Consider the following 24,880-nt stretch of genomic DNA (forward strand, 5'->3'; position numbering starts at 1 on the left):
TCTCGACAACGATCGTGTCCCGACTCACCGCGCACCAGTACGCCTGTCCCATTTAGGCTCGGGTCGTGATCACACGGTGAGCCCCCGCCCGTCGCTGTCCGGATGGTGGCGCTGGCTGCTGCTCGCCGCGCTGACCGTGCTCGTGACCGCCGGGCTCGCCGCGGTCGACGTGCCCTCCCCCGCCCTGTTCGCCGGGCTGCTGGTCGCGACCGTCCTCGCCCTGACCGGGCTCGGCCCCGCCCGGGTCGCCCGCCCGGCGACGTCGGGTGCGCAGGCGGTCATCGGGGTCGTCATCGGCCTGCTCGCCCGCCCGGACACCCTGGCCGCGGTGGCAGCCGAGTGGCTGCCGGTCCTGCTGATCAGCCTCGCGACGCTGCTGGTCAGCATGGGGTCCGGTCTGCTCATGGGTCTGCAGCACGGGGTCACCCCGCTCACCGGGATGCTCGCGCAGACCGCGGGCGGCGCGTCCGGGCTGGTCGCGATCAGCCGCGAGCTGGGCGGCGACGAGCGCACCGTCGCCGTCATCCAGTACCTGCGGGTCGGGCTGGTCACCGCGACGATGCCGGTGGTCGCCGCGGTCGTCTACGGCGCCTCTCCCGGCGCGCCTGCCGCCGCGGTCACCGGCCCCGGCGCGCCGTGGTGGGTCGGGCTCGCGGTGACCGCGCTGTGCGTGGGCGTCGGTGTCCCGCTCGGGAAGCTCGCGCGGGTCCCTGCCGGGGCGCTGCTCGGGCCGATGGTGGTGGCGCTCGTCGTCAGCCTGGCCGGGTTCTCCTTCGCCGCCTCGGTGCCGCTGCCGCTCGTCGACGTCGCCTACGCCGTCATCGGCTGGCAGGCCGGGCTGCGCTTCACCCGGACCGCGCTCGGCACCGTCGCGCGGGTGCTGCCGCTGGCGACCGCGCTGATCCTGGGCGTCGTCGCGCTCTGCGCCGGACTGGGGCTGCTGCTGTCGCACTTCACCGGCATGACCCCGCTGGAGGGCTACCTCGCGACCACCCCGGGCGGGGTGTACGCGGTGCTGGCCACGGCGATCTCCTCCGGCGTGGACGTCACCTCGGTGGTCGCGGTGCAGGTGCTGCGGGTGATCCTGATGTTGCTGGTCGCGCCGTGGATCGCGCGGCTGGTCGGCCGGCGGCTCGGCCCGGGCGGCGCGGCCTGAGGCCCGCTCAGCGGACCCGCGCGACCCTCCCCGGCGGCGGCGCCGGGACCGCACCGGGGTGCAGCAGGGCGGCGATCGCCTCGACGCCGTCGACCAGGCGCGGACCGGCCCGCACCACGAACGACGCCGAGTCGATCGCGTGCACCGGGACACCGGCGGGCAGCCACGGCAGCGCCGCGCGGGCCTGGGCGAGCGCGTCGTCGAGGCCGAAGCCGCACGGCGCGACCAGCACGGCGTCGCACGGGGGCAGGCCGGCCGGGTCGACGGCGGTGCTGCGACCGCCCGGGGCGGCCGCCACCGGGACGCCACCGGCCGCGGTGACCAGGTCGGGCACCCAGTGCCCGGGCAGGAACGGCGGGTCGGTCCACTCCAGCACCAGCACCCGCGGCGCCGGGCGGCCCCGCACGGCGGCGGCGACGGCGTCGAGGCGCGCCGACAGGCCCGCGACCAGCGCCGCGGCCCGGTCCGGCACCCCGGCCGCGGCGCCGACCGCGGTCACGGTGTCGAGCACGTCGGCCAGCCGGTGCGGGTCCAGCGACAGCACCCGGGCCCGGGTCCCCAGCTCCTCCTGCACCTGCGCGACGGTCGAGCCGGGCAGCGCGCACACCGCGCACAGGTCCTGGGTGAGGATCAGCTGCGGGTCGGCGGCGCCGAGCCGGGCGCGGTGGACCTCGTACAGCGGCAGCCCGGCCGCGGCCCGCTCGCGGACGACGGCGTCGATCTCCCCCGGCGACGCGGCGCACGGCAGCGCGGAGTCGACGACCACCGGCACCCGGTCCCGGACGCCCACCGGGTCGTCGCACTCGAAGGTGACACCGACCAGGTCGGCGGCCAGGCCGAGCCGCCCGGCGATCTCGGTCCCGGCCGGGAGCAACGACGCGATCCGCACACCGCGGAACGGTAGGCGGTGGCGTGGGCCGCGGCGAGGAGGAAGGATCGCGGCATGACCGTGCACGAGCGCGCCGGGACCCCGGCCCGCCCCGAGGACCTCGTCGACGTCGACGCGCTGCTGGCCGCGTACGCCGCGACCCACCCCGACCCGTCGGTCGACGTGCAACGGGTCGCGTTCGGCACGTCCGGGCACCGCGGGTCGGCGTTCACCGCGACCTTCAACGACGACCACATCGCCGCCACCAGCCAGGCGATCGTCGAGTACCGGGCCGCGCAGGGCACCGACGGCCCGCTGTTCCTCGGGCGCGACAGCCACGCGCTGTCCGAGCCGGCCTGGCGCACCGCGGCCGAGGTGTTCGCCGCCAACGGGGTCGACGTCGTCGTCGACTCCCGGGACGGGCTGACCCCGACCCCGGCGATCTCGCACGCGATCCTCGTGACCAACGCCGGACGCGACGTCCGGCACCTCGCCGACGGCGTGGTCGTCACCCCCTCGCACAACCCGCCCGCCGACGGCGGCTTCAAGTACAACCCGCCGGACGGCGGCCCCGCCGGCACCGAGGCGACGTCCTGGATCGCCGACCGGGCCAACCAGCTGCTCGAGAACGGGCTCACGGAGGTGCGCCGCGCCCGCTTCGACGCGGCCGCCGCGCACCGCTACGACTACCTCGGCACCTACGTCGACCAGCTCGACCAGGTGCTCGACATGGCCGCGGTCCGCGACGCCGGCGTCACCATCGGCGCGGACCCGCTCGGCGGTGCCTCGGTCGACTACTGGGGCGTGATCGCGCAGCGCTGGGGCCTGGACCTGACCGTGGTGAACCCCGACGTCGACCCGGCCTTCGGGTTCATGACCCTGGACTGGGACGGGAAGATCCGGATGGACTGCAGCTCGCCGTACGCGATGGCGTCGCTGCGGGCCCGGATGGAGGCCGACCCGGCTCCCTTCACCATCGCCACCGGCAACGACGCCGACGCCGACCGGCACGGCATCGTCACCGCCGACGGCGGCCTGATGAACCCGAACCACTACCTCGCCGTCGCGATCGGCTACCTGTTCGCCCACCGCCCCGGCTGGCCCGCGGCCGCCGGGATCGGCAAGACCGCCGTCAGCTCGTCGATGATCGACCGGGTCGCCGGTGACCTCGGCCGCAGGCTGGTCGAGGTCCCCGTCGGGTTCAAGTGGTTCGTTCCCGGCCTGCGCTCGGGGGAGATCGGCTTCGGCGGCGAGGAGAGCGCGGGCGCGTCGTTCCTGCGCCGCGACGGCTCGCCGTGGAGCACCGACAAGGACGGCCTGCTGCTCGCCCTGCTGGCCTCGGAGATCACCGCGGTCACCGGGTCGACCCCCAGCGAGCACTACACCCGGCTCACCGAGCGGTTCGGCGCCCCCGCCTACGCCCGCACCGACGTCGCCTGCTCCCGGGAGGACAAGGCGGCGCTGTCCAAGCTGGACGCCGACGCCGTGACCGCCACCGAGCTCGCCGGGGACGCGATCACCGCGAAGCTCACCCGCGCCCCGGGCAACGACGCCGCGATCGGCGGGCTGAAGGTCGTCACCGACGCCGGGTGGTTCGCCGCCCGCCCCTCGGGCACCGAGGACGTGTACAAGGTCTACGCCGAGAGCTTCCGCGGGCCGGAGCACCTGACGCGCGTCCAGGACGAGGCGCGCGGCGTGGTCGCGGCGGCCCTGGAAGGATCGGGGGCGTGAGCAGCAAGCACGCACTCGGGTTCGGTATCGACATCGGCGGCTCCGGCATCAAGGGCGCCCCGGTGGATCTGCGCAAGGGCCAGCTGGCCGCGGACCGGGTGCGGATCCCGACGCCGCAGCCGTCCACGCCGGAGGCGGTCGCCGGGACCGTCAAGCAGATCCTCGACGAGTTCGACTGGCGGGACTCCTTCGGCTGCACGTTCCCCGCCGTCGTCCAGCACGGCGTGACCCGCACCGCGGCGAACGTGGACCGGTCCTGGATCGACTGCGACGCCGCCGCGGTCCTGCGCCGGGTCACCGGCCGGGACGCGCTGCTGGTCAACGACGCCGACGCCGCCGGCATCGCCGAGGCCGAGTTCGGCGCGGCCGCCGACCGTCATCACGGGCTCGTGCTCGTCGTGACCCTCGGGACCGGCATCGGGTCGGCGCTGGTCAACCACGGGAAGCTGGTGCCCAACACCGAGTTCGGGCACCTGGAGATCGACGGGTTCGACGCCGAGTCGCGCGCCGCCGACTCCGCCCGTGAGCGCGAGGACCTGGACTGGGAGGAGTGGGGCGGGCGGCTGCAGCGCTACTTCACCCACGTCGAGAACCTGCTGTGGCCGGACCTGATCGTGGTCGGCGGCGGGGTGAGCAAGAAGTTCGAGAAGTGGTCGCCCTACGTGCGGACCCGCACCGAGCTCGTCCCGGCCGGGCTGCTCAACGAGGCCGGGATCATCGGGGCAGCGCTGCTGGCGCACGGCTGACCTGCTCCCCCGGTGCCCGCGCGGCGGCCGGCCGCAGGACGACGCTGCGGTGCGACACCGCGCCGTGCAGGCGCAGCCGTTCCGACACCGGGTCGTGGCCGGGCGCGGACACGAGCACGGTGACCCACCCGTCGGCGCGGCCTCGGACGGCGAACCGGCCGTCCTCGGATCCGGCGGCGACGTCGACCTGCCCGCCGGTGTGGTCGACGACGGTCACCCGCGCCCGCGGCACCGGCCGGCCCGCGTCGTCGACGACCCGGCCGATCAGCGTCGGGACCGGGTGGGCGAGCAGCCGGGCGTCGGCGAGGGCGTCCGGGTGCGCGCCACCGACCGAGGCCTCGTCGGCGACGGCCTCGGCGATCCGGTGCTCCCGCTCGCGCTCGGCGTCCCCGGCCGCCTCCTCCGGCCCGGCCGCCTCGTGCCCGGCGGCGCGCCGGTCCCGCCACGCACCCAGCGCGACCAGCAGCGCACCGAACGCCCACCAGGCCAGCAGCCCGAGGACCGGCACGGTGATCGCGGTGGCGTCGAAGTAGAGGATGCCCCGCGCGGCGTCGATCGCCTGCCCGAGCGGCATGACGTGGTGCAGGACCTGGAAGAAGCCCGGCACCATCTCCTTCGGGATCGCCCCGCCCGAGGACGGGATCGACATCAGCACGAACAGGCCCATCGCGACGCCGGGCAGCGCGCGGCGCACGAACGGGGCCAGCCCGAACGTCGTCCAGGCGACGGCCTGGGACAGCAGGAACCCGACGACGAGCACGGCCGGGTGGAACGGGATCGCCTGGATCGCGGTGCCGATCGCCCAGCACACCACGGTGGCGAACAGGCCGAACCCGGCGAGCGCGGTCAGCTTGGTGCGCCGCGACAACGCGGTGGCCTGCATCATCATCATGACCGCGATGTAGCCGGAGATGTTGCAGGCCATCGCGATGTAGAACAGCGACGTGCCGAAGCCGTCACCGGGCGCGGTCGGTGCGAGGTCCACCATCCGCAGCGGCCCGCCGGACCCGGTGGACAGCGGCGCGAAGATCCCCTGCAGGACCTGGACGAGCTGCAGGCCGTCGGCGCGGGCGATGTAGAGCGTGTGGCCGGCCGGGTCGTACCCGGCGACGACGTCGCGGTGGAAGATCGCGTCCCGGATGTCGGCCGCGGCGGCGACCGGGGTGACGTCGAACCCGCCCGGCGACACCTGCGCCAGCTCGGCGGACACGGTCGCGGCGGCCTGCTGCCCGACGACCCCGACCGGGATGCCGTGCGGCGCCGGGGCGTGGAACGGCAGCAGGTAGAACAGCATGAATCCCAGCACGAAGAAGCCGGGGAACCACAGGGCCAGCGCCAGGTCCTTCGCCGTCCGCGAGCGCTCCGGTTCCTGCACCTGCTCCTGTGACACGCGTCCTCCGCTTGCGTCATGCAATAGTTTGCGGTGCTCACGAATGTACAAGCACACTGCAGTGACCGCACGACTGCACTCCCCGCACGTTTCGAGGGTGCGAGCCGCGCCGGGACCAGCGGGAGAGGTGGGACGGTCATGATCGGCGAGATGCTGACCGAGCGGGAGGCGCACTGCCACGGGCTGCGGGAGCGCAAGAAGGTGCGGACCCGCCGGGCGCTGCGCGCCGCGGCCCTGGAACGCGCGCGCACCCAGGGCCCGGACGCGTTCACCGTCGAGGAGATCTGCGCCGACGTCGACGTCGCGCCGCGCACGTTCTTCAACCACTTCCCGTCGAAGGACGCGGTACTCTTCGACTGGGACACCGCCTCCCTCGACGAGCTCGCCGCCGAGGTCCGCGCCCGGACCGAGACCTCCCCGCTCGAGGCGGCGACGGCGGTGCTCGCCGAGGTCACCGTGGCGCTGACGACCAGCCCGACCTGGCACGGGCAGATGGAGCTGCTGCGCACCCACCCCGAGCTGCACCCGCGGATCGCCCACGTCGGCCGGACCGTGGAGCAGACCGTCGCGCAGGCGCTCGCCGGACGCGACGGCGCCGACACCCCCGCGACGGCCCACCGGCTCGCCGCGGCCGCTGCGATGGCGGTGATGCAGGTCGCCGTCGCCGGCTGGCTGGCCGACCCGGCGGGCCCGCCGGCCCGCCGGGTCTACGGCGACGTGCTGGCGGCCGCCCGGGAGGCCTTCGCGGCACTGCCGGACTGAGCGCGCCCGGACTCAGGTGAGCGGCGGACCGTAGGTCAGCCGGACCACGCCGTTCTCGTAGGCCTCGGACTCGCGCAGCCGCAACGGCACCCGCGCGCCCTCGGCGAACAGTCGCAGCCCGGCCCCGAGCGACACCGGGTAGACGAACAGGTTGAGCGTGTCCACCAGGCCGTCGGCGAGCAGCGCACGGACCAGGGTGACGCTGCCGGAGACGTAGATGCCGCCGTCGGTCGCGTCCTTGAGCTGCCGGATCCGCGCCGGGTCGTACGGGCCGAGCACCCGCGAGTTCTCCCACTCCAGCGGGTCGGCCAGGGTGGAGGTGACGACGTGCTTGGGCGCGCCGTTGAAGAACGCGCCCCCGGACTCGACGTCGTGCCCGCGGGCCGACCAGGCCGGGTGGAACATCTCGTAGGTGTTCCGGCCGAGCAGGATCGCCGCGTCGGTCAGCCGGCCGATGGCCTCCCCCATCGCGTCGGTGAAGCCGTACTCCGCGGTCCAGGACGGGTCGGAGACGACCCCGTCGAGGCTGATGAACTCGTGCACGTCGATCGTGCCCACTGTGGTCTCCCGGGGTCGAGGCGAGGGGTCGTCGGCTACGACCGCAGACGCGTGGGGAACTCATCGGTTCCCCCTGCCGGTCACGCGAGGTCGGCGACGGTCGCCGCGGCGCCGCGGGACCACAGCGACTCCAGCGCCGAGCGGAACGCACCGGCGAACCGCTCGTCGGAGCCGAGGTCGCCGAACACCCCGCGGTGGGACAGGAACGACCCCGGGGTGTCCCGCTCGGCACGCGCGAGCGCGGTCATCTCCTCCGCCAGGCGGTCCTGCTGGGTGATCTCGCGCCCCTGCTCGTCGGCGCCCTCGGCATAGCGGCACCACCCGGCGACGACGGCCGCGGCCCGCTCGACCGGCCCGCCGGCGGCGAGCTGCTCCCGCACCACCGGCAGCAGGAAGATCGAGATCCGGTCGGAGCTGCCGTAGTTGATCCGCATCAGGGTGTCGGCGACGCCCGGGTTCGCGAACCGTTCCAGCAGGGTGTCCTTGTAGGCGTCGAGGTCGATGCCGGGCACCGGGCGCAGCGTCGGCGTGGCCTCGTCGTCCATGTAGCCGCGCAGGAACGCCGCGAACGTCGGGTCCTGGGCGACCTCGTGCACGTAGCGGTGCCCGGCGAGGTACCCGAGGTAGCCCAGCGCCTGGTGGGTGGCGTTGAGCAGGCGCAGCTTCATGAACTCGTAGGGGACGACGTCGTCGACGACCTGGACCCCGACCCGCTCGAACTCCGGGCGGCCCGCGGCGAAGTGGTCCTCGAGCACCCACTGGGTGAACGGTTCGCACACGACCGGCCAGCCGTCACGTAGCCCGAACCGCTCCGCGAGGGCCTCGCGGTCGGTGTCGGCGGTGGCCGGGGTGATCCGGTCGACCATCGAGTTCGGGAAGGTGATCGACTCCGCGACCCAGGCGCCCAGGTCGGCGTCGCGGAGCTGGGCGACGCCGGTGAACACCCGGCGGGCGACGTCGCCGTTGCCCTGCATGTTGTCGCAGCTCATGACCGTGAGCGGGCCGGTGCCGCGCTCCCGGCGGCGCGCCAGCGCCTCGACGACCAGCCCGAACGCCCCGGTCGGGGCGGAGCCGGCGGCCATCGCGTCGAGGTCGGCGCGGATGCCGGGGAAGTCCGGGTCGAACTCGCCGGTCTTCTGGTCGATCGCGTAGCCGCCCTCGGTGATCGTCAGCGAGACGATCCGGGTGTCGGGGTGCGCGATCCGCTCGATGGCGGCCTCGGGGTCGTCGGGGGCGTAGAGGTAGTCGACGAGCGACCCGACGACCCGGGGCGTCAGCGTCCCGTCGGCCTCCTTCAGCACGAGCGTGTACAGCCCGTCCTGGGACGCGAGCACGTCGCGCATCCGGTCGTCGGCGGCGAGCACCCCGACCCCGCAGATCCCCCACTCCGGCGCCCCGCCGGACGCGAGCAGCGCGTCGACGTACATCGCGAGGTGCGCGCGGTGGAAACCGCCGACGCCGATGTGGACGATCCCGCGGCCCACGGCGCCCCGGTCGTAGCCGGGGACCTCCACGCCCTCGATCCCGTCGGTCCAGATCCCGGTCTCGTCCAGCGAACGCATGGTCCCCCTCGCCACGTCCCCCGGCGCCCCACGGCGCCGTCGGGTGAGAGGCCGACCCTACCGCCCACGGTGTCCGACGCAAGCGCTTCCGCGAGCGGTTGCCGCGAACTGAACGCAGCACCAGCCCGGCCACTGCTGCAGCCTCGTGCGCTGCGTCAACTCGGAAGGATCGCTTGCGCTCATCGCAAGTCACGGCCTACGGTCGCCCGGTGACCGACCCCCGTGCCCCCCGGGCCGCCGACGACGCGGTGGCCGGGCGGGTGCGCGCCCTGCTGGAGCGCGACGGCTGGACCCAGCGCCGGTTCGCGGCCGCGGTCGGGCTGGAGGAGACCAAGCTGTCGAAGTCGCTCGCCGGGCGCCGCCGCTTCGCCGCCGACGAGCTCGTCCGCATCGCCGACGTCACCGGCGAGACCGTGGCCCGGCTGCTGCACGGCCGCGACGGAGCGCGCGCCCGGACCGCGGTCCCCACCGGGGCCGCCGCCGCGGCCGCCGAGCCCGACCCCGGCCGCGAGCCCGGCGGGACCCACGGCACCCGCGGCCGGATCCTCGACGCGGCGTGGGAACTGATCGCCGACCACGGTTACCACCGGGTCCGCACCGCCGACGTCGCGCGGGCGGCGGGCACCAGCCCGGCGGCGATCCACTACCACTTCCCCACCCGCTCGGAGCTGCTCGACTCCGCGCTGCGGCACAACGTGCGCCTCGCCTTCGACCGCCAGGTCGCCGAGCTCGACACGATCGCCGATCCGCACGACCGGCTGCTGCGGCTGATCGACCTCCAGCTCCCCGACGGCGCGCTGCTGGAGCGCGAGTGGTCGATCTGGATCCAGGTGTGGGCGGAGTCGGCGATCGACCCGGCCCGGCGCGAGCTGTACTGGGACGCCTACGACCGCTGGTTCCGCACCGTCGCCATGACCCTCGCCGAGGGCGCCGCCACCGGGGTCTTCGTCCCCGACGCCGGTGACGCCGCCCGCCGGCTCACCGCGCTGGTCGACGGCCTGGGCATCCAGGTCATGGCGCGTACCCCCGGCACCTCCGTCGCGCAGATGCGCGCGGACCTCGCCGCCTTCATCGACCGGGCCGTCCTCGCGGCACCGGCACGCACGGAGCGAACGGAGAACGGATGAACCGTGACGTCATCATCACCTGCGCGGTGACCGGGGCCGGGGACACGGTGGGCCGCAGCCCGCACGTGCCCGTCACCCCGGCCCGGATCGCCGCGGACGCGATCGCCGCGGCCCGGGCCGGCGCCGCCGTGGTGCACATCCACGTGCGCGACCCGGAGACCGGCAGCCCGTCGCGGGCGGTGGAGCTCTACCGCGAGACCGTGACCCTGATCCGGGACTCGGGCGTCGACGTCGTGCTCAACCTGACCGCGGGCATGGGCGGCGACCTGGTGATCGACGCCGAGGACCCGCTGAAGCCGATCGACGGCACCGACCTGGTCAACGCCCTGGAGCGGCTCCCGCACGTCGAGGAGCTGCTGCCCGACATCTGCACGCTGGACTGCGGCTCGCTCAACTTCGGCGAGGGCAACCAGCTCTACGTCTCCACCCCGGACATGCTGCGCACCGGCGCCAAGCGGGTCCAGGAGCTCGGTGTGAAGCCCGAGCTGGAGATCTTCGACACCGGCCAGCTGTGGTTCGCCACCGTACTGGTCGACGAGGGCCTCATCGACGCCCCGTCGCTGTTCCAGCTGTGCATGGGCATCCCCTACGGCGCCCCGGCCGACCCGGGCGTGCTGGCCGCGGAGGTGAACCTGCTCCCCGAGGGCGCGAACTTCGCCTCGTTCGCGATCGGGCGCGACCAGCTGCCGTGGGTGGCCCAGTCGGTGCTGGCCGGCGGGCACGCCCGCGTCGGGCTGGAGGACAACCTCTACCTCTCGCGCGGGGTGAAGGCGACCAACGAGCAGCTGACCGAGCGGGCGGTGGAGATCGTGCAGAACCTCGGCGCCTCGGTGGCGACGCCGGACCGCGCCCGCGAGATCCTCGGCCTGAAGGAGCGCACCGGTGCCTGAGCCGCGTCCCGTCACGGAGATCCGGACCGTCGCCTGCATCGGCGCCGGGGTGATCGGCGCCGGCTGGGCGGCGTACTTCCTGGCCCGCGGGCTGCGGGTCCGGGCCTGGGACCCCGCCCCGGACGCCGGGGAGAAGCTGCGCCGGGTGGTCGACGCCGCCTGGCCCGCGCTCACCGAGCTGGGCCTGACCGAGGGCGCCGACCGGGACGCGCTGACGGTGCACCCGACCGCGGCCGAGGCCGTCGCGGGAGCGGACTTCGTGCAGGAGAGCGCCCCGGAGGACCTGGAGCTCAAGCGCGCCCTGCTGGCCGAGCTGGCCGACGCCGCGGTCGCGGCCGGGCCGGACGTGGTGGTGGCGTCGTCGACCTCGGGGTTCCCGATGACCGACATGGCGACCACCGCGGCCGAGCCGGGCCGGCTCGTCGTCGGGCACCCGTTCAACCCGCCGTACCTGATCCCGCTGGTCGAGGTCGTCGGCGGCGAGAAGACCGAGGCCTGGGCGGCGTCACGGGCCGCGGACTTCTACCGGCACATCGGCAAGTCGGTGATCGAGATGGAGCGGGAGCTGCCCGGCTTCATCGCGAACCGGCTGCAGGAGGCGATCTGGCGCGAGGCGCTGCACATGGTCGCCGCGGGCGAGGCCACCCCGGAGGAGATCGACCGCTCGATCACCGACGGCCCGGGGCTGCGCTGGCCGGTGCACGGTCCCTGCCTGACCTTCCACCTGGCCGGTGGCCAGGGCGGGATGGCGCACATGCTGGACCACTTCGGACCGTCGCTGAAGGCACCGTGGACGCGTCTGGAGGCCCCGGAGCTGACCCGGGAGCTGCGCGACGACATGGTCGCCGGCGCCGAGGTCTCCGCCGGTGGGCGGCCGATGGCGGAGCTGGTCGCCGAGCGCGACCGGGCCGTCATCGCCGTCCGGCGTGCGGTCGCCGCGGCCCGCGCCGCCGGGGGCACCGGTGGATGAGCCGCTGCGGTACTCCGCCACCGTCCGTCCCGAGTGGATCGACTACAACGGGCACCTGTCCGAGCCGTACTACGTGCTGGTGTTCGGCGACGCGACGACCGCGCTGATGGACCGGGCCGGGATGGACCCCGGCTACCGCGCGGCCACCGGCCGCTCGCTCTACACCGTCGAGGCACACGTCCGCTATCTGCGCGAGATCGGCCCGGACGCGGCGCTGGAGGTGCGGACCCGGGTCCTCGGCCAGGACGCGAAGCGGCTGCGCCTGTGGCACGAGCTGTACGTCGACGGCCGCCTGCGGGCGACCGAGGAGCTGATGTGCCTGCACGTCGGCCCGGACGGGGCCGAGGCGTTCCCCACCGGCGTCGCCGCCGCCCTCGACGCGCTCGTCACACCCGGCGAGCCGGAGCACGCGGGCCGGTCGATCGCGGCCGTCGGCCGGGGGGAGGTGCACCGCCCCTCGACGTGACGTGACCGAGACCGCGGCCCCGGCACGACCGGGGCCCTCTGCGAGGAGACACGTTCATGATCAGCCCGACAGTGGCGCGCGGCGGGTTCTCCCGCCGCCGCCTGCTGGGCGGGGCGGCCGGTCTGGCCGCGGCCGCCGTGCTGGCCGGCTGCGGCGGACCGGCGGCGGCCCGCGAGGCCGGCGCCCCCCGTCGCGGCGGCGTCCTGCGGGTGGGGGTGACCGGCGGCGGGTCGTCGGACACCCTCGACCCGCACAGCCCCGCCACCAACCCGGACATCGCCCGCGTCGTCAGCCTCTACGAGCCGCTGCTGCGGTGGGACGACGACTACACGCTCCAGCCGGCCGTCGCCGCGTCGGTCCGGCCCGACCCCGGCGCCCGCAGCTGGACCGCGGTCATCCGGCCCGGTATCACCTTCCACGACGGGCGTCCGGTGACCCCCGACGACGTCGTCGCGACCTTCCGGCGGATCACCGACCCGGCCGACCCCAAGTCCGGTGCCGCCCAGCTGGAGACCCTCGACGACGTCGTCGTCGCCGGTGACGACCGGGTCCGGTTCCTGCTCTCCGAGCCCGGGCCGGTGTTCGACCAGTACCTGGCCGAGTACAGCGTCGGGATCGTCCCGGCCGACTTCTCGCTCGACCGTCCCGTCGGCACCGGGGCGTTCCGGTACCAGTCCTTCTCCCCCGGCCAGCAGAGCGTGTTCGTGCGACACGACGGCTACTGGCGTCCCGACCAGCCCTGGGTCGACCGCCTCGAGCTGATCAACTTCAGCGAGGAGGACGCCCGGATCAACGCGTTGCTGTCGGGCCAGGTCGACGCCATCGACCAGGTCCCGCTGTCGCTCACCGAGGTCGTCGGCGCCTACGACTCGATCTCCCTGCTCACCGCCGAGACCGGCAGCTGGCTGCCGTTCACGATGCGGGTCGACGTCGAACCGTTCGACGACGTCCGGGTGCGTCAGGCGCTGCGCCTGGCCACCGGCCGCGGCGAGATGCTCAGCCAGGTGCTGTCCGGCCAGGGGGCTCCCGCGGGCGACCTGTACGGCCGGTTCGACCCGGACTACCTCGACCCGCGCCGCGACCGGGACGTGGAACGGGCCCGCGACCTGCTCGCGGCGGCCGGGAAGCCGAACCTGTCGCTGGAGCTGGTGACCTCGCCGATCCAGGCGGGCTCGGTGGAGTCGGCGCAGGTGCTGGTCACCCAGGCCCGCGCGGCGGGCATCGACATCGGGCTGCGCCGGGTGGACACCTCCACCTTCTTCTCCGACCAGTACCTGCAGTGGGAGTTCGCGCAGAGCTTCTGGAACACCCGCAACTACCTGCCGCAGGCCGGGTCGTCGTCGCTGCCGGACTCGCCGTTCAACGAGACGCACTGGGACGACGCCGAGTACATCCGGATCGTCCGCCGGGCCCGCGCCGAGGTGGACACGGCCCGGCGCGGCGAGCTGGTCCGCCAGGCCCAGCGCATCGAGTACGACCGCGGCGGCTACCTCATCTGGGGATTCCCGAACCGGGTGGACGCCCACCAGAGCTACGTCGGCGGGCTCACGCCCAGCCGCACCGGCCTGTCGCTGTCCGGCTACGAGTTCCGGAAGGCATGGGTCGGCGCATGAGCCTCGTGACGAGAATGATCCTCCGGCGGCTGCTGGTGAGCGTCCTGGTCCTGTTCGTGGTGTCGCTGCTGGTCTTCGCGGCGACGCTGCTGCTGCCCGGCGACCCGGCGCGCGCCATCCTCGGTCAGCAGGCCACCCCGGAACGGGTCGCGGCGCTGACCCAGCAGCTGGGCCTGGACCGGCCGGTCTGGGAGCGCTACCTCGGCTGGCTGGGCGGCGTCCTCACCGGCGACCTCGGCTACTCCGCGGCCACCCAGGGACCGGTCACCGAGCTGCTCGGCGGCCGGATCGCGGCGTCCGGGGTGCTGCTCGTGCTCACCGCGGTCGTCGCCACCCCGGTCGCGCTGGCGCTGGGCGCCTGGGCCGCGGTCCGCCGCGGCACCCGCACCGACTCCGCGCTGTCGGGCAGCAGCCTGGTACTGGCCGCCCTGCCCGAGTTCGTCATCGGTGTGCTGCTGGTGGTGCTGTTCGCGACCTCGGTGCTGCAGGTCCTGCCGTCGGTCACGATCGCCCGGCCGGGCGAGCCGGTGTGGAGCCGCCCCGAGCAGCTCGTGCTGCCGGTGCTGACCCTGGCCCTGGTCGTGATCCCCTACGTCGTCCGGATGACCCGGGCGACGCTGTCGGAGACCTTCGAGACCGGGTTCGTGGAGATGGCCCGGCTCAAGGGCCTCCCCGAACGCACGGTGCTGCTGCGCCACGCCGTGCCGCACACCGTCGGGCCGGTCGCCCAGGTGCTGGCGCTGCAGCTGGCGTGGCTGGCCGGCGGCGTCGTGGTGGTCGAGTTCCTCTTCCGCTACCCCGGCATCGGGCAGGCGCTGATCGACGCCGTCAACAACCGCGACGTGCAGGTCGTCCAGGCGATCTCGATGCTGATCGCCGCGTTCTACGTCGTGGTCAACCTGGCCGCCGACGTCGCCGGGATCCTGGCCGACCCGCGGATCCGTACCGCCGGAGGTACCCGATGAGCGTCACCAGTCCCCCCGTCACCTCCGGCGCCGCGTCCGCACCGGCCGGACTCGTCCGGCGCACCTTCCGGCGCCGCCAGGCCCGGATCGGCGCAGCGCTGACCCTGGTCGTCGTCGCCGTCGCCCTGCTCGGGCCGACGCTCGGCCCTCTGCTGACCGGCTTCGGCGTCGACGACTTCGCCGGCCGCCCGTTCAGCTCGGACGGTGTCCTCGGCACCGACGACCTCGGGCGCGACGTGGTCGCCCGCTTCCTCGCGGGTGGTGGGCCGGTCCTGCTCTACGCGCTCGCCGCGACCGCGCTGGGCCTGGTCGGCGGTGCGGTCGCCGGCATGCTCGCCGGGTACTCCGGCGGCCGGCTCGACACCCTGATCATGCGGGGCGGCGACGTGCTGCTGTCGTTCCCGCAGCTGGTGCTGGCGCTGCTCGCGGTGGCCGTGCTCGGCTCATCCGGCTGGCTGCTGGTGCTGGTCATCGGGATCTCGCACATCCCCCGGGTGGCCCGGGTCGCGCGGCAGGCCACGCTGTCGGTCGCCGGGCAGGACTACGTGCTGGCCGCCCGGATGTACGGCGTCCCGCGCCGCCGGATCCTCGGCACCGAGATCCTGCCGAACATCACCGGCCCGCTGATGGTGGAGCTGGGCCTGCGGCTGACCTACTCGATCGGCTACATCGCCTCGCTGTCGTTCCTCGGTCTGGGCGTGCAGCCGCCGGCCGCGGACTGGGGTCTGCAGATCAACGAGAACCGGATCGCGCTGATCGTCGCCCCCTGGGGCGTCCTGCTGCCGGTGCTGGCCATCGCGGTCCTCACCGTCGGCACCAACATGATCACCGACGCCCTCGCCAAGGAGTCGGCCGACACCACCGGGGAGGGCGCATGACCGCCACCGCGACACCCACGATCGGCTGCACGGGCCTGCGCGTGTCCACCACCGGCGGGCGGGAGGTGCTGCACGGTGTCGACTACGCGGTCGCCCCGGGCGAGATCCTCGCGCTGGTCGGCGAGTCCGGCTCCGGGAAGACGACGGCGGCACTGGCCGCGCTCGGCCACTTCCGGACCGGGCTCGCGCACACCGGCGGCACCATGGCGTTCCACGGCCACACCGAGACCCACGAGGACCTGCTCACCCTCGACCCGGTCACGCTGCGCGGGGTCCGCGGCCGGCTGGTCAGCTACGTGCCGCAGGACCCGGCGCTGTCGCTGAACCCGTTGCTGCGGGTCGGCACCCAGGTCGCCGAGGTACTGGAGGCGCACTCCTGGGACGGCGACGTCACCGGCCGGGTCCGGGAGGTCCTCGCCGAGGTCGGCCTGCCCGACGACGACGCGTTCCTGGCCCGCTACCCGCACCAGCTCTCGGGCGGGCAGCAGCAGCGGGTCGGGATCGCGGCCGCGTTCGCGAACCGGCCCGACGTCGTCGTGCTCGACGAGCCGACGACCGGGCTCGACGTCACCACCCAGGACCTCGTCCTCGACACCGTGCGGGAGCTGGTGACCCGCTCGGGGACGGCGGCGCTCTACATCACCCACGACCTCGCCGTCGTCGCCGGGCTGGCCGACCGGGTCGCGGTCATGCAGTCCGGGGAGGTCGTCGAGACCGGGCCGGTGGCCCGGGTGCTCACCGCCCCCGAGCACCCGTACACGCGGGGCCTGATCGCCGCGGTGCCCGACCTGGACCGGCGTGTGGAGCGGACCCCGGTCCCGAGCGGCGACGCGGGCGGCGAGCCGGTGCTGCGGGTGTCCGGCGCCGGGAAGCGCTACGGCGCGACCACCGTCCTCGACGGGGTGGACCTGGAACTGTGGCCGGGCGAGTGCCTGATGCTGCTCGGCGAGTCCGGCTCGGGGAAGACCACGCTGGCCCGCGGGCTGTCCGGGCTGCTGCCGCTGGACGCGGGGACGCTGACGCTCAAGGGCGAGGAGCTGGCCACCCCGCGGTCCCACGCCCAGCTGCGCAGCGTGCAGTACGTGTTCCAGAGCCCGTTCGCGTCACTGAACCCGCGCCGGACCCTGGCCGGGTCGCTGGAGGTGCCGCTGCGCCACCTCACCGACGCCGACGCCGGCACCCGCCGGGCCCGGGTCCTGGACATGCTGCGCCAGGTACGACTCGACGAGTCGTTCGCGGCGCGCTACCCGGGGTCGCTCTCGGGCGGCGAGCGACAGCGTGCGGCCATCGCGCGGGCCCTGGTCACCGCACCGGACGTGCTCGTCTGCGACGAGGTCACCTCGGCGCTGGACGTGTCGGTGCAGGCCGCGATCCTGGACCTGCTCGCCCTGGTCCGCCGCGAGCTGGGCACGGCGATGGTGTTCGTGACCCACAACATCGCCCTGGCCCGCGAGGTGGCCGACCGGATCGCGGTGCTGCAGGGCGGCCGGATCGTCGAGCAGGGCACCGTCGAGGAGGTCCTGTCGAACCCCGCGAACGACTACACCCGCGAGCTGCTGGCGCACACGCCGTCGATGGCGGCGGTCCGATGAGCGGAGGGATGAAGGGCACCGTCGCGCCCGGGTACTCCGCCGTCGCGGACGCCTTCGCCGCGGTGCTCGCCGGGAGCCGCGCCGGCGTCGCGTTCTCGGTGGTCCGCGACGGGGAGGTGCTCGTCGAGCTGCACGGCGGGCTCGCCGACCCCGCCACCGGACGGCCCTGGGAGGCGGACACGGTCGCGGTGCTGTTCTCCGGCACCAAGGGTCTGACCGCGGCCGCCTGCGCGGCGGTGTCCGACCGGCTGGAGCCGGACGCTCCGGTGGCCCGGTACTGGCCGGAGTTCGCTGCGGGCGGCAAGGAGCGCGTGACCGTCGGCCAGGTGCTCTCGCACACCGTCGGGCTGCTGTACCCCGACCCCGAGCCGGTCGGGGACGACCGGTGGGACGACCGGGCGTGCGCCGCGGTGCTCGCCCGGCAGGAGCCGCTGTGGGAGCCGGGCACGGCGGTCGCCTACCACCCGACGACCTACGGGGCGATGACCGCGGAGCTGCTGGCGCGGGTCACCGGGCGGGACCCCCGTGCGGTCGTGCGCGACCTGGTCGCGCAGGTCCCCGGTGCCCGGGTGTTCCTGGGTGCGGCCCCACCGGGACCGGCGCGGATCGTGCGCGACCCGGACTACCGGATCTCGACGTTCCTCACCGACCCGCGGCGTCGACGACTCGTCGAACGGATGTACCGGATGCTGCTCGAGGAGCCGGACCTGCCGAACACGGGCGTCTACCACCGGTCCGGCGGGCTGGCCGGGGCCGGCCTGGCGAGCGCCCCGTCGATGGCCCGGTTCTACGCGGCGCTGTGCCCGTTGGGCCCGGCACCGGGGGCCTCCCCGGTACCGGCCGCGGCGCTGGCCCGGGCCACCCGGACCTGGTCCGAGGGGACCGACGCGGTCAACGACCGGCCGCTGCGGTTCGGCCTCGGCTTCGAGCTCGCCGACCCGATCGGGACCTACGGACCCGAGCCGGTCGCGTTCGGGCACTCCGGCGCGGGTGGCGGGCGGCACGGTGCCTGGCCCGAGCGGGGGCTCGGGTTCTCCTTCCTCACCAACGAGATGCGCGCCGAGGACGTCGACGACCGGGCGTCGAGCCTGCTGGCGGCGCTGCAGACCTGCGGGTGAGCTCCGACGCCGACGGGGCGCCCGCTGTGCGGACGCCCCCGTCGGTGTGGTCGTGGCGCGCTCAGGCGAAGTCGAGCACGTCCGCGGCGTCGAGGCGGGGCAGCCGCGGGTGCCAGGCGTCCGGGCCGGGGTGGCCCAGGTTCACCACGAGCAGCGCTCGGTGCCGGCCGCCGGGGAAGAACTCCTCGGTGACGGCGTCGGCGTCGAAGCCGGCCATCGGGCCGGTGGCGAGCCCGTGCGCGCGGGCGGCGAGCAGGACATAGCCGATCTGCAGCGAGGCGTTGAACCGCGCCATCGGCTCGCGGCCCGCACGGCCCTGGGACTCCAGGCCCTCGCGAAAGCCGGGCTTGACCGGGAACGTGGTGTCCGAGTGCTCGTGGAAGTCGAGGTCCGCGGCCAGGATCGCGATGACCGGGGCGGCCTCGGACTTGGCCCGGTTGCCCTCGGCGAGCAGCGGCAGCAGGCGCTGCTTCCCCTCGTCGCTGCGGACGAAGGTCACGCGCAGCGGCTGGGTGTTGGCCGCGGTCGGCGGCCACTGGGCCAGGTCCCACACCGCGCGGAGCGTCTCGTCGGTGACGGGCTCGTCGGTGAAGGTGTTGGCGGTGCGGGCCTCGGTGAACAGGGCGGCGCGGCCGGCCTCGTCGAGGTGGGGCAGGAGCACCGGGGAAGCGGTCTGGGCAGTCACAGAAGGTAGAGCGTTCAACGACCTCTCCGGTATTCCGCTCCGGGGATGATCCGGATCACCCGGTGGCGTGGACACCCCAGCGCAGGACCTGCGACTCGCCGGGGACGAGCTCGATCAGGTCGGTGCCCGAGTTCAGCGCGTCCGGCGGGCAGGTCATCGGCTCGACCGCGATCGCCCGCGACGGCGTCACCGCTCCGTCCGGGCCCTGGCGCGGGAAGTCCGACGGGGTGAAGACCTGCACCCAGCCGAACGCCGCGTCGGCCCACAGCTCGGTGCCGCCGCCGTCCCGGGACCCGACGCGGTGCCGGACCCGGCCGTCGGCACCGCCGTCCGGGCCGTCGCCGGGGGTGCAGCCGCCGAACGCGCTGTCCAGGACCAGCCCGGCGAGCCGGGTCCGGGAGACCGCGCCGTCCAGCGGCCGCGCCGGGCCGTCCGGGAGCTGGTCGCGCAGCGGCAGCTCGGTCCGGGCGGACAGGGTCAGCTCCAGCTCGTCGGTCGGCACGTCACCGACCCGCAGGTACGGGTGGAAGCCGAGGCCGAACGGGACGGGCGCGTCCCCGAGGTTCTCCACGACCGTGGTGACGGTGAGCCCGTCGCGGCCGACGGCGTAGGTCACCGTGACCCGCACCGGCTGCGGCCAGCCGGGCTGCACCGGCGCGACGGCGGTCAGCGTGATCCGGTCCCCCGCCCGCTCCACCGGGGTCCAGGGCACGTGCCGCAGCAGGCCGTGGATGGCGTTGCCGGCGTCCGGCTCGGTCAACGCGAGCTGCCTGCGGGTCCCGCGGTGGGTCCAGGCGCCGCCGCGGACCCGGTTCGGCCAGGGCGCGAGCACCGCGCCGGAGCCCTTCGGCGGGCGGGCCGTGGGCGGGTGCGGCTCGACCCGGACCCGGCCGCCCTGGGAGAACCCGGCCAGCGCCGCCCCGACCTCGTCGACCTCGGCCCGGGAGTCGCCGCTGACGATCACGAACCGTTCACCGCACGCGTCCACGTCGGTGAGTCTCCGTGATCGCTCCGCTCAGCCGGCCAGCGGGGTGGCGCGGGCGGCGTCGGCGTCGCCGACGACCTCGACCGGGGCGGGCGGCCCCAGCTCGGCGACGGTGAACCGGACGCCCGCGTCGCGGGCGAGCCCGACGACGTGCTCGTGGTGGGTGAACAGCAGCACCTGCGCGGTGGCGGCCAGCTCCCCCAGCACGGCGACGGCGGCGGCGCCGCGCTCGTCGTCGAAGGTCATGAGGACGTCGTCGAACACGACCGGCACCGTCGGCAGCCCGGCGGCGACCCGGTCGGCCTGCAGCTGCTCGATCCCGGCCAGCCGCAGCGCGAGGTGCACCTGGTCGGCGGTGCCCTCCGAGAGCCGGGTCGGGGCGAGCTCCTCGCCGTCGGCCCGCACCGCGACCAGGCTGCGTCCGGCGCCGCCCGCCTCCGCCGGGGGCCGCAGCGCGACGAACCGGCCGCCGGTGAGGCGTTCGAGCACCACCCCGGCGCGGACCAGCAGCGGGGAGGCGTGGCTGCGCTCGTAGGCCTCCAGCTCGCGACGCAGGATCTCGCGCTGCAGGTGCAGCACCAGGTAGCGCTCCGCGGCGTCGGCGACGCCGGCCAGCTCGGACTGGGCGCGGGCGTACAGCTCGGCGGCCCCCTCGGCCTCCTCCAGCTCGCGGCGCCGGGCCCGCAGCCCGCCCAGCTGCTCACGGACCTCGTCCTGCTCGGCCCCGAGCTCGCGCTCGTGGGCCTCGGCCCGGTCCAGCGCCTCGGTCAGCGCACCGGGCTCGGTGTCCGGGGCGGCGGCGACGAGCTCGTCCGCGTCGAGGTCGGGCGCCGCGGCGGCCAGCAGCCGCTCCTGCTCGGCGATGCGGGTGTCGAGCACGGCGACGTGCGCGCCGCGCTGCGCCGCGGCCTCCAGCCCGCCCGGCTCCGGGGCCTCGGTCAGCGCCAGCTCGACGGCGAGCCGGTCCAGCACCGCGGTGGCCGCGGCCGCGCTGCGGGCGGCGCGGGCGGCGTCGTCCTCGGCAGCGGTGATGCCGTCGTCGAGGTGGCCCGCCGACACCGCGGCCTTGGTGACCTCGCGGACGCGGTCGGCGAGCTCGCCGAGCCGGTCCACGGACGCGGTACCGGTCGGTGCGGGCTCCAGGTGCCGTTCCACCAGCGCGACGACCGCCCGGCCGTGGGCGGCGACGGCGCGCTCCAGGCGGCGGGCCTGTTCGTCGTCCTGGCGGGCGAGTGCTCCCGCGGTGCGCGCGTCGGCGACGGTGTCGCGGCGGGTGTCCCAGCCCGCGGGCTCCAGGTCGGTGGGCAGACCGGCGCCGCGCAGCGCGAACCGCCAGCGCTGGGTGGCCAGCTCCCGTTCGTGGCGGGCGGCGTCGGCCGCTCCCCCGGCGCGTTCGGCCTCGCTGCGCAGCCGGGCCAGCAGCACCCGCCGGTCGCGCGCGTGCTCGGCCTCGGTGGCGAGGTCGGCGGCGGCGACGAGCAGCACGTCCAGCGGGGCGCCGTCGCGTGGGCGCCCGGCCGCGGCGAGTGCGGAGCCCAGCGCCCGTTCCTGCACCTCGGCCTGGTCGCGCAGCCGGGCCAGGCGCTCGTCGGCGCGGGCGGCCTCGTCCTCGGCGCGGGCGGCCTCGGCCAGCGCGGCGACGACGGCGTCGGCGTCGTCCGGGTCCGGGACGGCGACGCCGTGCGCCCGCCACAGCGTCGCCCAGGCAGCGGCCGCGGCGGCGGTGCGCTCCCCGGCCGCGGCGGCGGCGGCCGCGGTGCGGGCGGCCTCGGCGTCGGCGGTGTCGAGCTCGGCGTCGCGGTGGGCCAGCTCGGCGACCCGGTCCGCGGAGGCGATCATGTCGTCGGCGACCCGGTCGGCCCCGGCGAGCGCGGCGGACAGCCTGCCCGCGGCCGCGGCGGCGCCGCCCGGCCCCGCGGCGAGCAGCTGCTCCAGCGCGGCGTCACGGGCGGCGCGGGCCGCGGCGAGCGCGTCCGCGCCGACCGGGCGGCCGTCGGCGGCCACCCCGTCGCGGGCGGCGCGGGCGCGGTGCGCGCGGTCCGCGGCGTCCGCGGCGGCCCGCTCGGCGCCGCGCTGGTCCTGCTCGGCGGTGCGCAGTGCGGCCCGCAGCTCCCGGACCTCGCGGCGCGGCGGGGCCAGCACACCGCGACCGTCGACGGCGGGGCCGTCGGAGGTGCCGCGGTACCCGGCCGCGACGAGCGCCTCGGCGCGCCGGCTGCGGGCGGCGTCGCCGTCGGCGACGGCGGCCCGGCACAGCGCGGCGGCCGACCCCTCGGCCTCGATCGCGCGGCGGACCTCGGCGACCCGGCCGACCCGGTCGGCGTCGAGACCGCCCGGGACGTCGGCCACCTCGCGGACCTCGGCGAGCGCGTCGGTGTGCAGCCGCTCCGCACGGGCCTGCTCGGCGATCGCCTCGGTGAGGCGGCGGGCGTGCTCGTCGAGGTCGCGGGCCCGGTCGGCCGGCAGGTGGACGGCGGCGAGCCGGTCGGCGGGGCTGCGCCCGTCCTCGGCGACCAGCCCGGCCAGCGCGGTCTCCGCGCGGCGGTGGGCCTCGGCGGCGTCGGCGCGCAGCCGGGCCGCCCGCTCGGCGTCGCCGCGGCGGGCCTGGGCGGCGGACTCCAGCTCGCGGACCCGGGTGGCGTCGGCGAGCAGGTCCTCGTCGAGGTCGAGCTCGGCGCGGCGGGCCCGCAACGCGTCGGCCGTGGCGCGGTGCTCGTCGCGGGCGGCCTCGGCCCCGGCCAGCGCGGCGGTGGCGCGGGTGTACTCGTCCAGCGAGGCCGCGTCGAGGGCGGCGCCGGTCGCGCACAGTGCGGCGCGTTCGGCGCGCAGCGCGGCCAGCTCCCGGGCCGGCTCCTGGCCGCGGACGGCCTGCCGGGCCCGGTCCGCCGCCCCCGCCGCCCCGCGACGGGTGCGGGTCAGCTCCGCGGCGCGGCGTTCCAGCCGGGCGATCTCCTCGGCCAGCGCCGTCACCTCACCGGCCCGCGATACCCGCTCCCCCACGGCCTTCTCGGTCTCGGTGAACCGCGCGAACGCCGCGCGCACCTCGACCGACCGGTTGCCCCGGTGGTCCTTGAACAGGGCGTCGGCCTCGGTGTCCAGCGCGGCGATCAGGGCGCGGGCGTCGCGGCCGCTGCGGGCGGTGAACACCAGCTCGGCGAGGTCCCCCTCCCCCGCGCACAGTGCCCGGCCGCCCTCGCGCAGCTCCTCGTGGCCGAGCCCGAACCCCTCCCGCCAGCGGCGCCGGGCGTCGGCACCGGACTCGCCCCAGGGCGGGTCGGCGACGGCGCCGGTGTCGTCGTGCAGGCCGCGGGTGGTGCGGCGCAGCACGGTCTCGGCCCCCGCGGCACCCGCACCGGCGACCCGGGCCGAGACGGCCAGCCGCGACGGGCCGACGGCGTAGGCGTGGCGCACCGGGCGGGGCATCCCCCACAGCAGGTCGGACAGGGCGTCGAGCAGGGTGGTCTTGCCGGCCTCGTTAGGTCCGGACACGATCGTCAGACCGTCGCCGAGGGTCAGCTCGCGGCCCTCGTAGGCGCCGTAGCGCTCCAGGACCAGCGTGCGCAGCCGGGCGGTCGTGCTCACGACCCGGCCATCCGGGCCAGCAGCTGCTGCTCGGCCTGGCGGGCCAGCGCGGCGAGGCGCTCGTCGTCGCGCAGGTCCAGCAGGCCCGCCTCGCGCAGCCGGCGGCCGACCTCGCGTTCCAGCGGGGCGGCGAGCTCGCGGATGCGGCCCGGGTCGGCGGCCAGACCGGCCGCGGCGGCGGACACCGCGGCGGTCAGCTCCGGGTCGACGGCGAGCGCCCCGGCGGGCGGGCGGGTGCGGTTGCGGACCTTCTCCAGCACCGCACCGCAGCGCTCGGCGAGCAGCTCCAGCTCGGTGCGGACCCCCTCGGCCGAGGTCAGGTCCGCGGCGGCGGCCCCGGCCCCGTGCAGCGTCACCTGGGCGACGACGGTGCGCGGCGCGGCGGCGGCGCACCGCTCGCGCAGCGCGGACTCGACGGCCTCGTAGACCTCGTCCGCGCCGCCGAGCCCGGTGATGTCGACCTCGACGAGCTCCCAGCGGGCGACGTCGAGGACCAGCGGGGTGACCGTCGCCCACCGCTCGGGCGCCGCGTCGACGAGCAGGGCGCCCTTCGCGCCGCGCTCCTGCGGGTGGCGGCCCTGCAGGTTCCCGGAGAACCAGGCCGGGTGCGGGCCGTCGCAGACGGCGCGCTGCTCGTGCACGTGGCCGAGGGCGAAGTACTCGTAGCCGCAGCCGGACAGGTCCTCGGGGCGGCAGGGGGCGTAGGTGTCGTGCCGGTCGTCGCCCTGCACCGAGGTGTGCAGCATGCCGACGTTGACCAGACCGGGGATCCGGTCGGGATAGGCGGGGACGAGGTTCTCCAGCACCGCGCGGCGGGCGAAGCCCTGGCCGTGCACGGCGAGGCCGAGGTCGTCGTCGACGACGGTCTCGGGCGCGTCCACCGAGAGCCGGTGGGTGTTGGGCGGCAGCCGCAGCGACCGGGTGATCTCGGACTCGGCGTCGTGGTTGCCGCTGATGAGGAACACCGGGATGCCCTCGTCGTGCAGCCGCGAGAGCTGCCGGACGAAGAACGCGCCGGTCGCGTAGTCCTTCCAGTCGCCGTCGTAGACGTCACCGGGCAGCACGAGCGCCTCGGCCCGGGAGTCGACGACCGCGTCGACGAGGTTCTCGCAGGCCCGCCGGGTCGCCGCGCGCAGCGTCGTGGCGAGCCCGGAGTCGCCGAGCCGCGACAGGCCGCGCAGCGGGCTGTCGAGGTGCAGGTCGGCGGCGTGCACGAAGCGCACGGAGGAACTCCCG

At 75.7% G+C, this 24,880-nt stretch carries 21 protein-coding genes; 13 read left to right on the forward strand and 8 right to left on the reverse strand.

All coding sequences use genetic code 11. The features are described from left to right. Positions 1-76 precede the first annotated feature (76 nt). On the forward strand, positions 77-1,156 hold the full coding sequence (locus KPF22_RS16095; protein ID WP_224402545.1) for an AbrB family transcriptional regulator: 1,080 nt from the start codon (positions 77-79) through the stop codon (positions 1,154-1,156). A 7-nt stretch (positions 1,157-1,163) separates the two neighbouring features. Here the strand turns inward: KPF22_RS16095 and KPF22_RS16100 are convergent, their stop codons facing one another. Then, complete coding sequence (locus KPF22_RS16100) at positions 1,164-2,045, reverse strand: ABC transporter substrate-binding protein (RefSeq protein WP_208824047.1); 882 nt, start codon at positions 2,043-2,045, stop codon at positions 1,164-1,166. Positions 2,046-2,099: 54 nt separating this feature from the next. Here KPF22_RS16100 and pgm point away from each other — a divergent pair, with 54 nt between their 5' ends. Together pgm and ppgK are read left to right on the forward strand one after the other, a co-directional pair. Beyond that, complete coding sequence (pgm, locus tag KPF22_RS16105; RefSeq protein WP_224402546.1) at positions 2,100-3,755, forward strand: phosphoglucomutase (alpha-D-glucose-1,6-bisphosphate-dependent); 1,656 nt, start codon at positions 2,100-2,102, stop codon at positions 3,753-3,755. After that, positions 3,752-4,501, forward strand: coding sequence for a polyphosphate--glucose phosphotransferase (ppgK, locus tag KPF22_RS16110; protein ID WP_224402547.1), 750 nt, complete (start codon positions 3,752-3,754; stop codon positions 4,499-4,501). The genes pgm and ppgK overlap by 4 nt, the downstream gene beginning before the upstream one ends. Here the strand turns inward: ppgK and KPF22_RS33180 are convergent. After that, positions 4,470-5,891, reverse strand: coding sequence for a carboxypeptidase regulatory-like domain-containing protein (locus KPF22_RS33180; protein ID WP_224402548.1), 1,422 nt, complete (start codon positions 5,889-5,891; stop codon positions 4,470-4,472). The two genes, ppgK and KPF22_RS33180, sit on opposite strands and share 32 nt — an antisense overlap. A gap of 138 nt (positions 5,892-6,029) precedes the next feature. On the opposite strand from KPF22_RS33180, the gene KPF22_RS16120 reads away from it, so the two are divergent. Further along, positions 6,030-6,653: a TetR/AcrR family transcriptional regulator gene (locus KPF22_RS16120; protein WP_224402549.1), complete on the forward strand. Its 624-nt coding sequence runs from the start codon at positions 6,030-6,032 to the stop codon at positions 6,651-6,653. Between the two features lie 12 nt (positions 6,654-6,665). Here the strand turns inward: KPF22_RS16120 and KPF22_RS16125 are convergent, their stop codons facing one another. Beyond that, complete coding sequence (locus KPF22_RS16125; protein WP_062402989.1) at positions 6,666-7,211, reverse strand: dihydrofolate reductase family protein; 546 nt, start codon at positions 7,209-7,211, stop codon at positions 6,666-6,668. 80 nt (positions 7,212-7,291) lie between these two features. Next, positions 7,292-8,773, reverse strand: coding sequence for a mannitol dehydrogenase family protein (locus KPF22_RS16130; RefSeq protein ID WP_224402550.1), 1,482 nt, complete (start codon positions 8,771-8,773; stop codon positions 7,292-7,294). Between the two features lie 209 nt (positions 8,774-8,982). Between KPF22_RS16130 and KPF22_RS16135 the strand changes: the two genes are divergently transcribed. Genes KPF22_RS16135 through KPF22_RS16175 form a run of 9 tightly spaced genes read left to right on the forward strand, consistent with a single transcriptional unit; the run spans position 8,983 to position 18,392 of the window. Further along, positions 8,983-9,900 (forward strand): TetR/AcrR family transcriptional regulator, encoded by a 918-nt coding sequence (locus KPF22_RS16135; RefSeq protein WP_224402551.1) that lies wholly within the window; start codon positions 8,983-8,985, stop codon positions 9,898-9,900. After that, positions 9,897-10,790 carry a 3-keto-5-aminohexanoate cleavage protein gene (locus tag KPF22_RS16140; RefSeq protein ID WP_224402552.1) on the forward strand — a complete coding sequence of 298 codons (894 nt, stop codon included), beginning with the start codon at positions 9,897-9,899 and terminating at the stop codon, positions 10,788-10,790. The genes KPF22_RS16135 and KPF22_RS16140 overlap by 4 nt, the downstream gene beginning before the upstream one ends. Continuing rightward, complete coding sequence (locus tag KPF22_RS16145) at positions 10,783-11,760, forward strand: 3-hydroxyacyl-CoA dehydrogenase NAD-binding domain-containing protein (RefSeq protein WP_224402553.1); 978 nt, start codon at positions 10,783-10,785, stop codon at positions 11,758-11,760. Before KPF22_RS16140 ends, KPF22_RS16145 begins: the two co-directional genes overlap by 8 nt. Beyond that, positions 11,753-12,226, forward strand: a complete 474-nt coding sequence (locus tag KPF22_RS16150) for a thioesterase family protein (RefSeq protein WP_224402554.1) — start codon at positions 11,753-11,755, stop codon at positions 12,224-12,226. The genes KPF22_RS16145 and KPF22_RS16150 overlap by 8 nt, the downstream gene beginning before the upstream one ends. Positions 12,227-12,282: 56 nt before the next feature. Continuing rightward, positions 12,283-13,839: an ABC transporter substrate-binding protein gene (locus KPF22_RS16155; RefSeq protein WP_208824071.1), complete on the forward strand. Its 1,557-nt coding sequence runs from the start codon at positions 12,283-12,285 to the stop codon at positions 13,837-13,839. A gap of 5 nt (positions 13,840-13,844) precedes the next feature. Then, positions 13,845-14,804 carry an ABC transporter permease gene (locus tag KPF22_RS16160; protein ID WP_208824090.1) on the forward strand — a complete coding sequence of 320 codons (960 nt, stop codon included), beginning with the start codon at positions 13,845-13,847 and terminating at the stop codon, positions 14,802-14,804. Beyond that, positions 14,801-15,682, forward strand: a complete 882-nt coding sequence (locus tag KPF22_RS16165) for an ABC transporter permease (protein WP_224402555.1) — start codon at positions 14,801-14,803, stop codon at positions 15,680-15,682. Before KPF22_RS16160 ends, KPF22_RS16165 begins: the two co-directional genes overlap by 4 nt. Continuing rightward, the gene (locus tag KPF22_RS16170; RefSeq protein WP_224402556.1) at positions 15,679-17,274 is read left to right on the forward strand and encodes an ABC transporter ATP-binding protein; all 1,596 of its coding nucleotides are present in this window, start codon (positions 15,679-15,681) and stop codon (positions 17,272-17,274) included. Before KPF22_RS16165 ends, KPF22_RS16170 begins: the two co-directional genes overlap by 4 nt. Next, a complete protein-coding gene (locus tag KPF22_RS16175) occupies positions 17,271-18,392 on the forward strand; it encodes a serine hydrolase domain-containing protein (protein WP_224402557.1) in 1,122 nt (373 codons plus the stop codon). The genes KPF22_RS16170 and KPF22_RS16175 overlap by 4 nt, the downstream gene beginning before the upstream one ends. Positions 18,393-18,453: 61 nt before the next feature. On the opposite strand, the gene KPF22_RS16180 is transcribed toward KPF22_RS16175, so the two are convergent. From KPF22_RS16180 to KPF22_RS16195, 4 genes are all read right to left on the reverse strand, one after another. Further along, entirely contained in the window at positions 18,454-19,053 is a 600-nt protein-coding gene (locus KPF22_RS16180) for a malonic semialdehyde reductase (protein ID WP_224402558.1), read from the reverse strand. Positions 19,054-19,132: 79 nt separating this feature from the next. Continuing rightward, the gene (locus KPF22_RS16185; RefSeq protein ID WP_073574956.1) at positions 19,133-20,065 is read right to left on the reverse strand and encodes an aldose 1-epimerase family protein; all 933 of its coding nucleotides are present in this window, start codon (positions 20,063-20,065) and stop codon (positions 19,133-19,135) included. Positions 20,066-20,092: 27 nt separating this feature from the next. Further along, positions 20,093-23,644 carry an AAA family ATPase gene (locus tag KPF22_RS32710; protein ID WP_308010410.1) on the reverse strand — a complete coding sequence of 1,184 codons (3,552 nt, stop codon included), beginning with the start codon at positions 23,642-23,644 and terminating at the stop codon, positions 20,093-20,095. After that, positions 23,641-24,867: a DNA repair exonuclease gene (locus KPF22_RS16195; protein ID WP_208824082.1), complete on the reverse strand. Its 1,227-nt coding sequence runs from the start codon at positions 24,865-24,867 to the stop codon at positions 23,641-23,643. Before KPF22_RS16195 ends, KPF22_RS32710 begins: the two co-directional genes overlap by 4 nt. Between the last annotated feature and the right edge of the window lie 13 nt (positions 24,868-24,880).

The organism is Pseudonocardia sp. ICBG1034, from assembly GCF_020131375.1.
GTDB classification, from domain to species: Bacteria; Actinomycetota; Actinomycetes; order Mycobacteriales; family Pseudonocardiaceae; genus Pseudonocardia; species Pseudonocardia alni.

Bases quoted from the DNA above. Each gene is read 5' to 3' on its own strand.
- KPF22_RS16175 (WP_224402557.1), top strand. From the start codon at position 17,271: ATGAGCGGAGGGATGAAGGGCACCGTCGCGCCCGGGTACTCCGCCGTC.
- KPF22_RS16155 (WP_208824071.1), top strand. From the start codon at position 12,283: ATGATCAGCCCGACAGTGGCGCGCGGCGGGTTCTCCCGCCGCCGCCTG.
- pgm (WP_224402546.1), top strand. From the start codon at position 2,100: ATGACCGTGCACGAGCGCGCCGGGACCCCGGCCCGCCCCGAGGACCTC.
- KPF22_RS16120 (WP_224402549.1), top strand. From the start codon at position 6,030: ATGATCGGCGAGATGCTGACCGAGCGGGAGGCGCACTGCCACGGGCTG.
- KPF22_RS16140 (WP_224402552.1), top strand. From the start codon at position 9,897: ATGAACCGTGACGTCATCATCACCTGCGCGGTGACCGGGGCCGGGGAC.
- KPF22_RS16130 (WP_224402550.1), bottom strand. From the start codon at position 8,773: ATGCGTTCGCTGGACGAGACCGGGATCTGGACCGACGGGATCGAGGGC.
- KPF22_RS16170 (WP_224402556.1), top strand. From the start codon at position 15,679: ATGACCGCCACCGCGACACCCACGATCGGCTGCACGGGCCTGCGCGTG.
- KPF22_RS16165 (WP_224402555.1), top strand. From the start codon at position 14,801: ATGAGCGTCACCAGTCCCCCCGTCACCTCCGGCGCCGCGTCCGCACCG.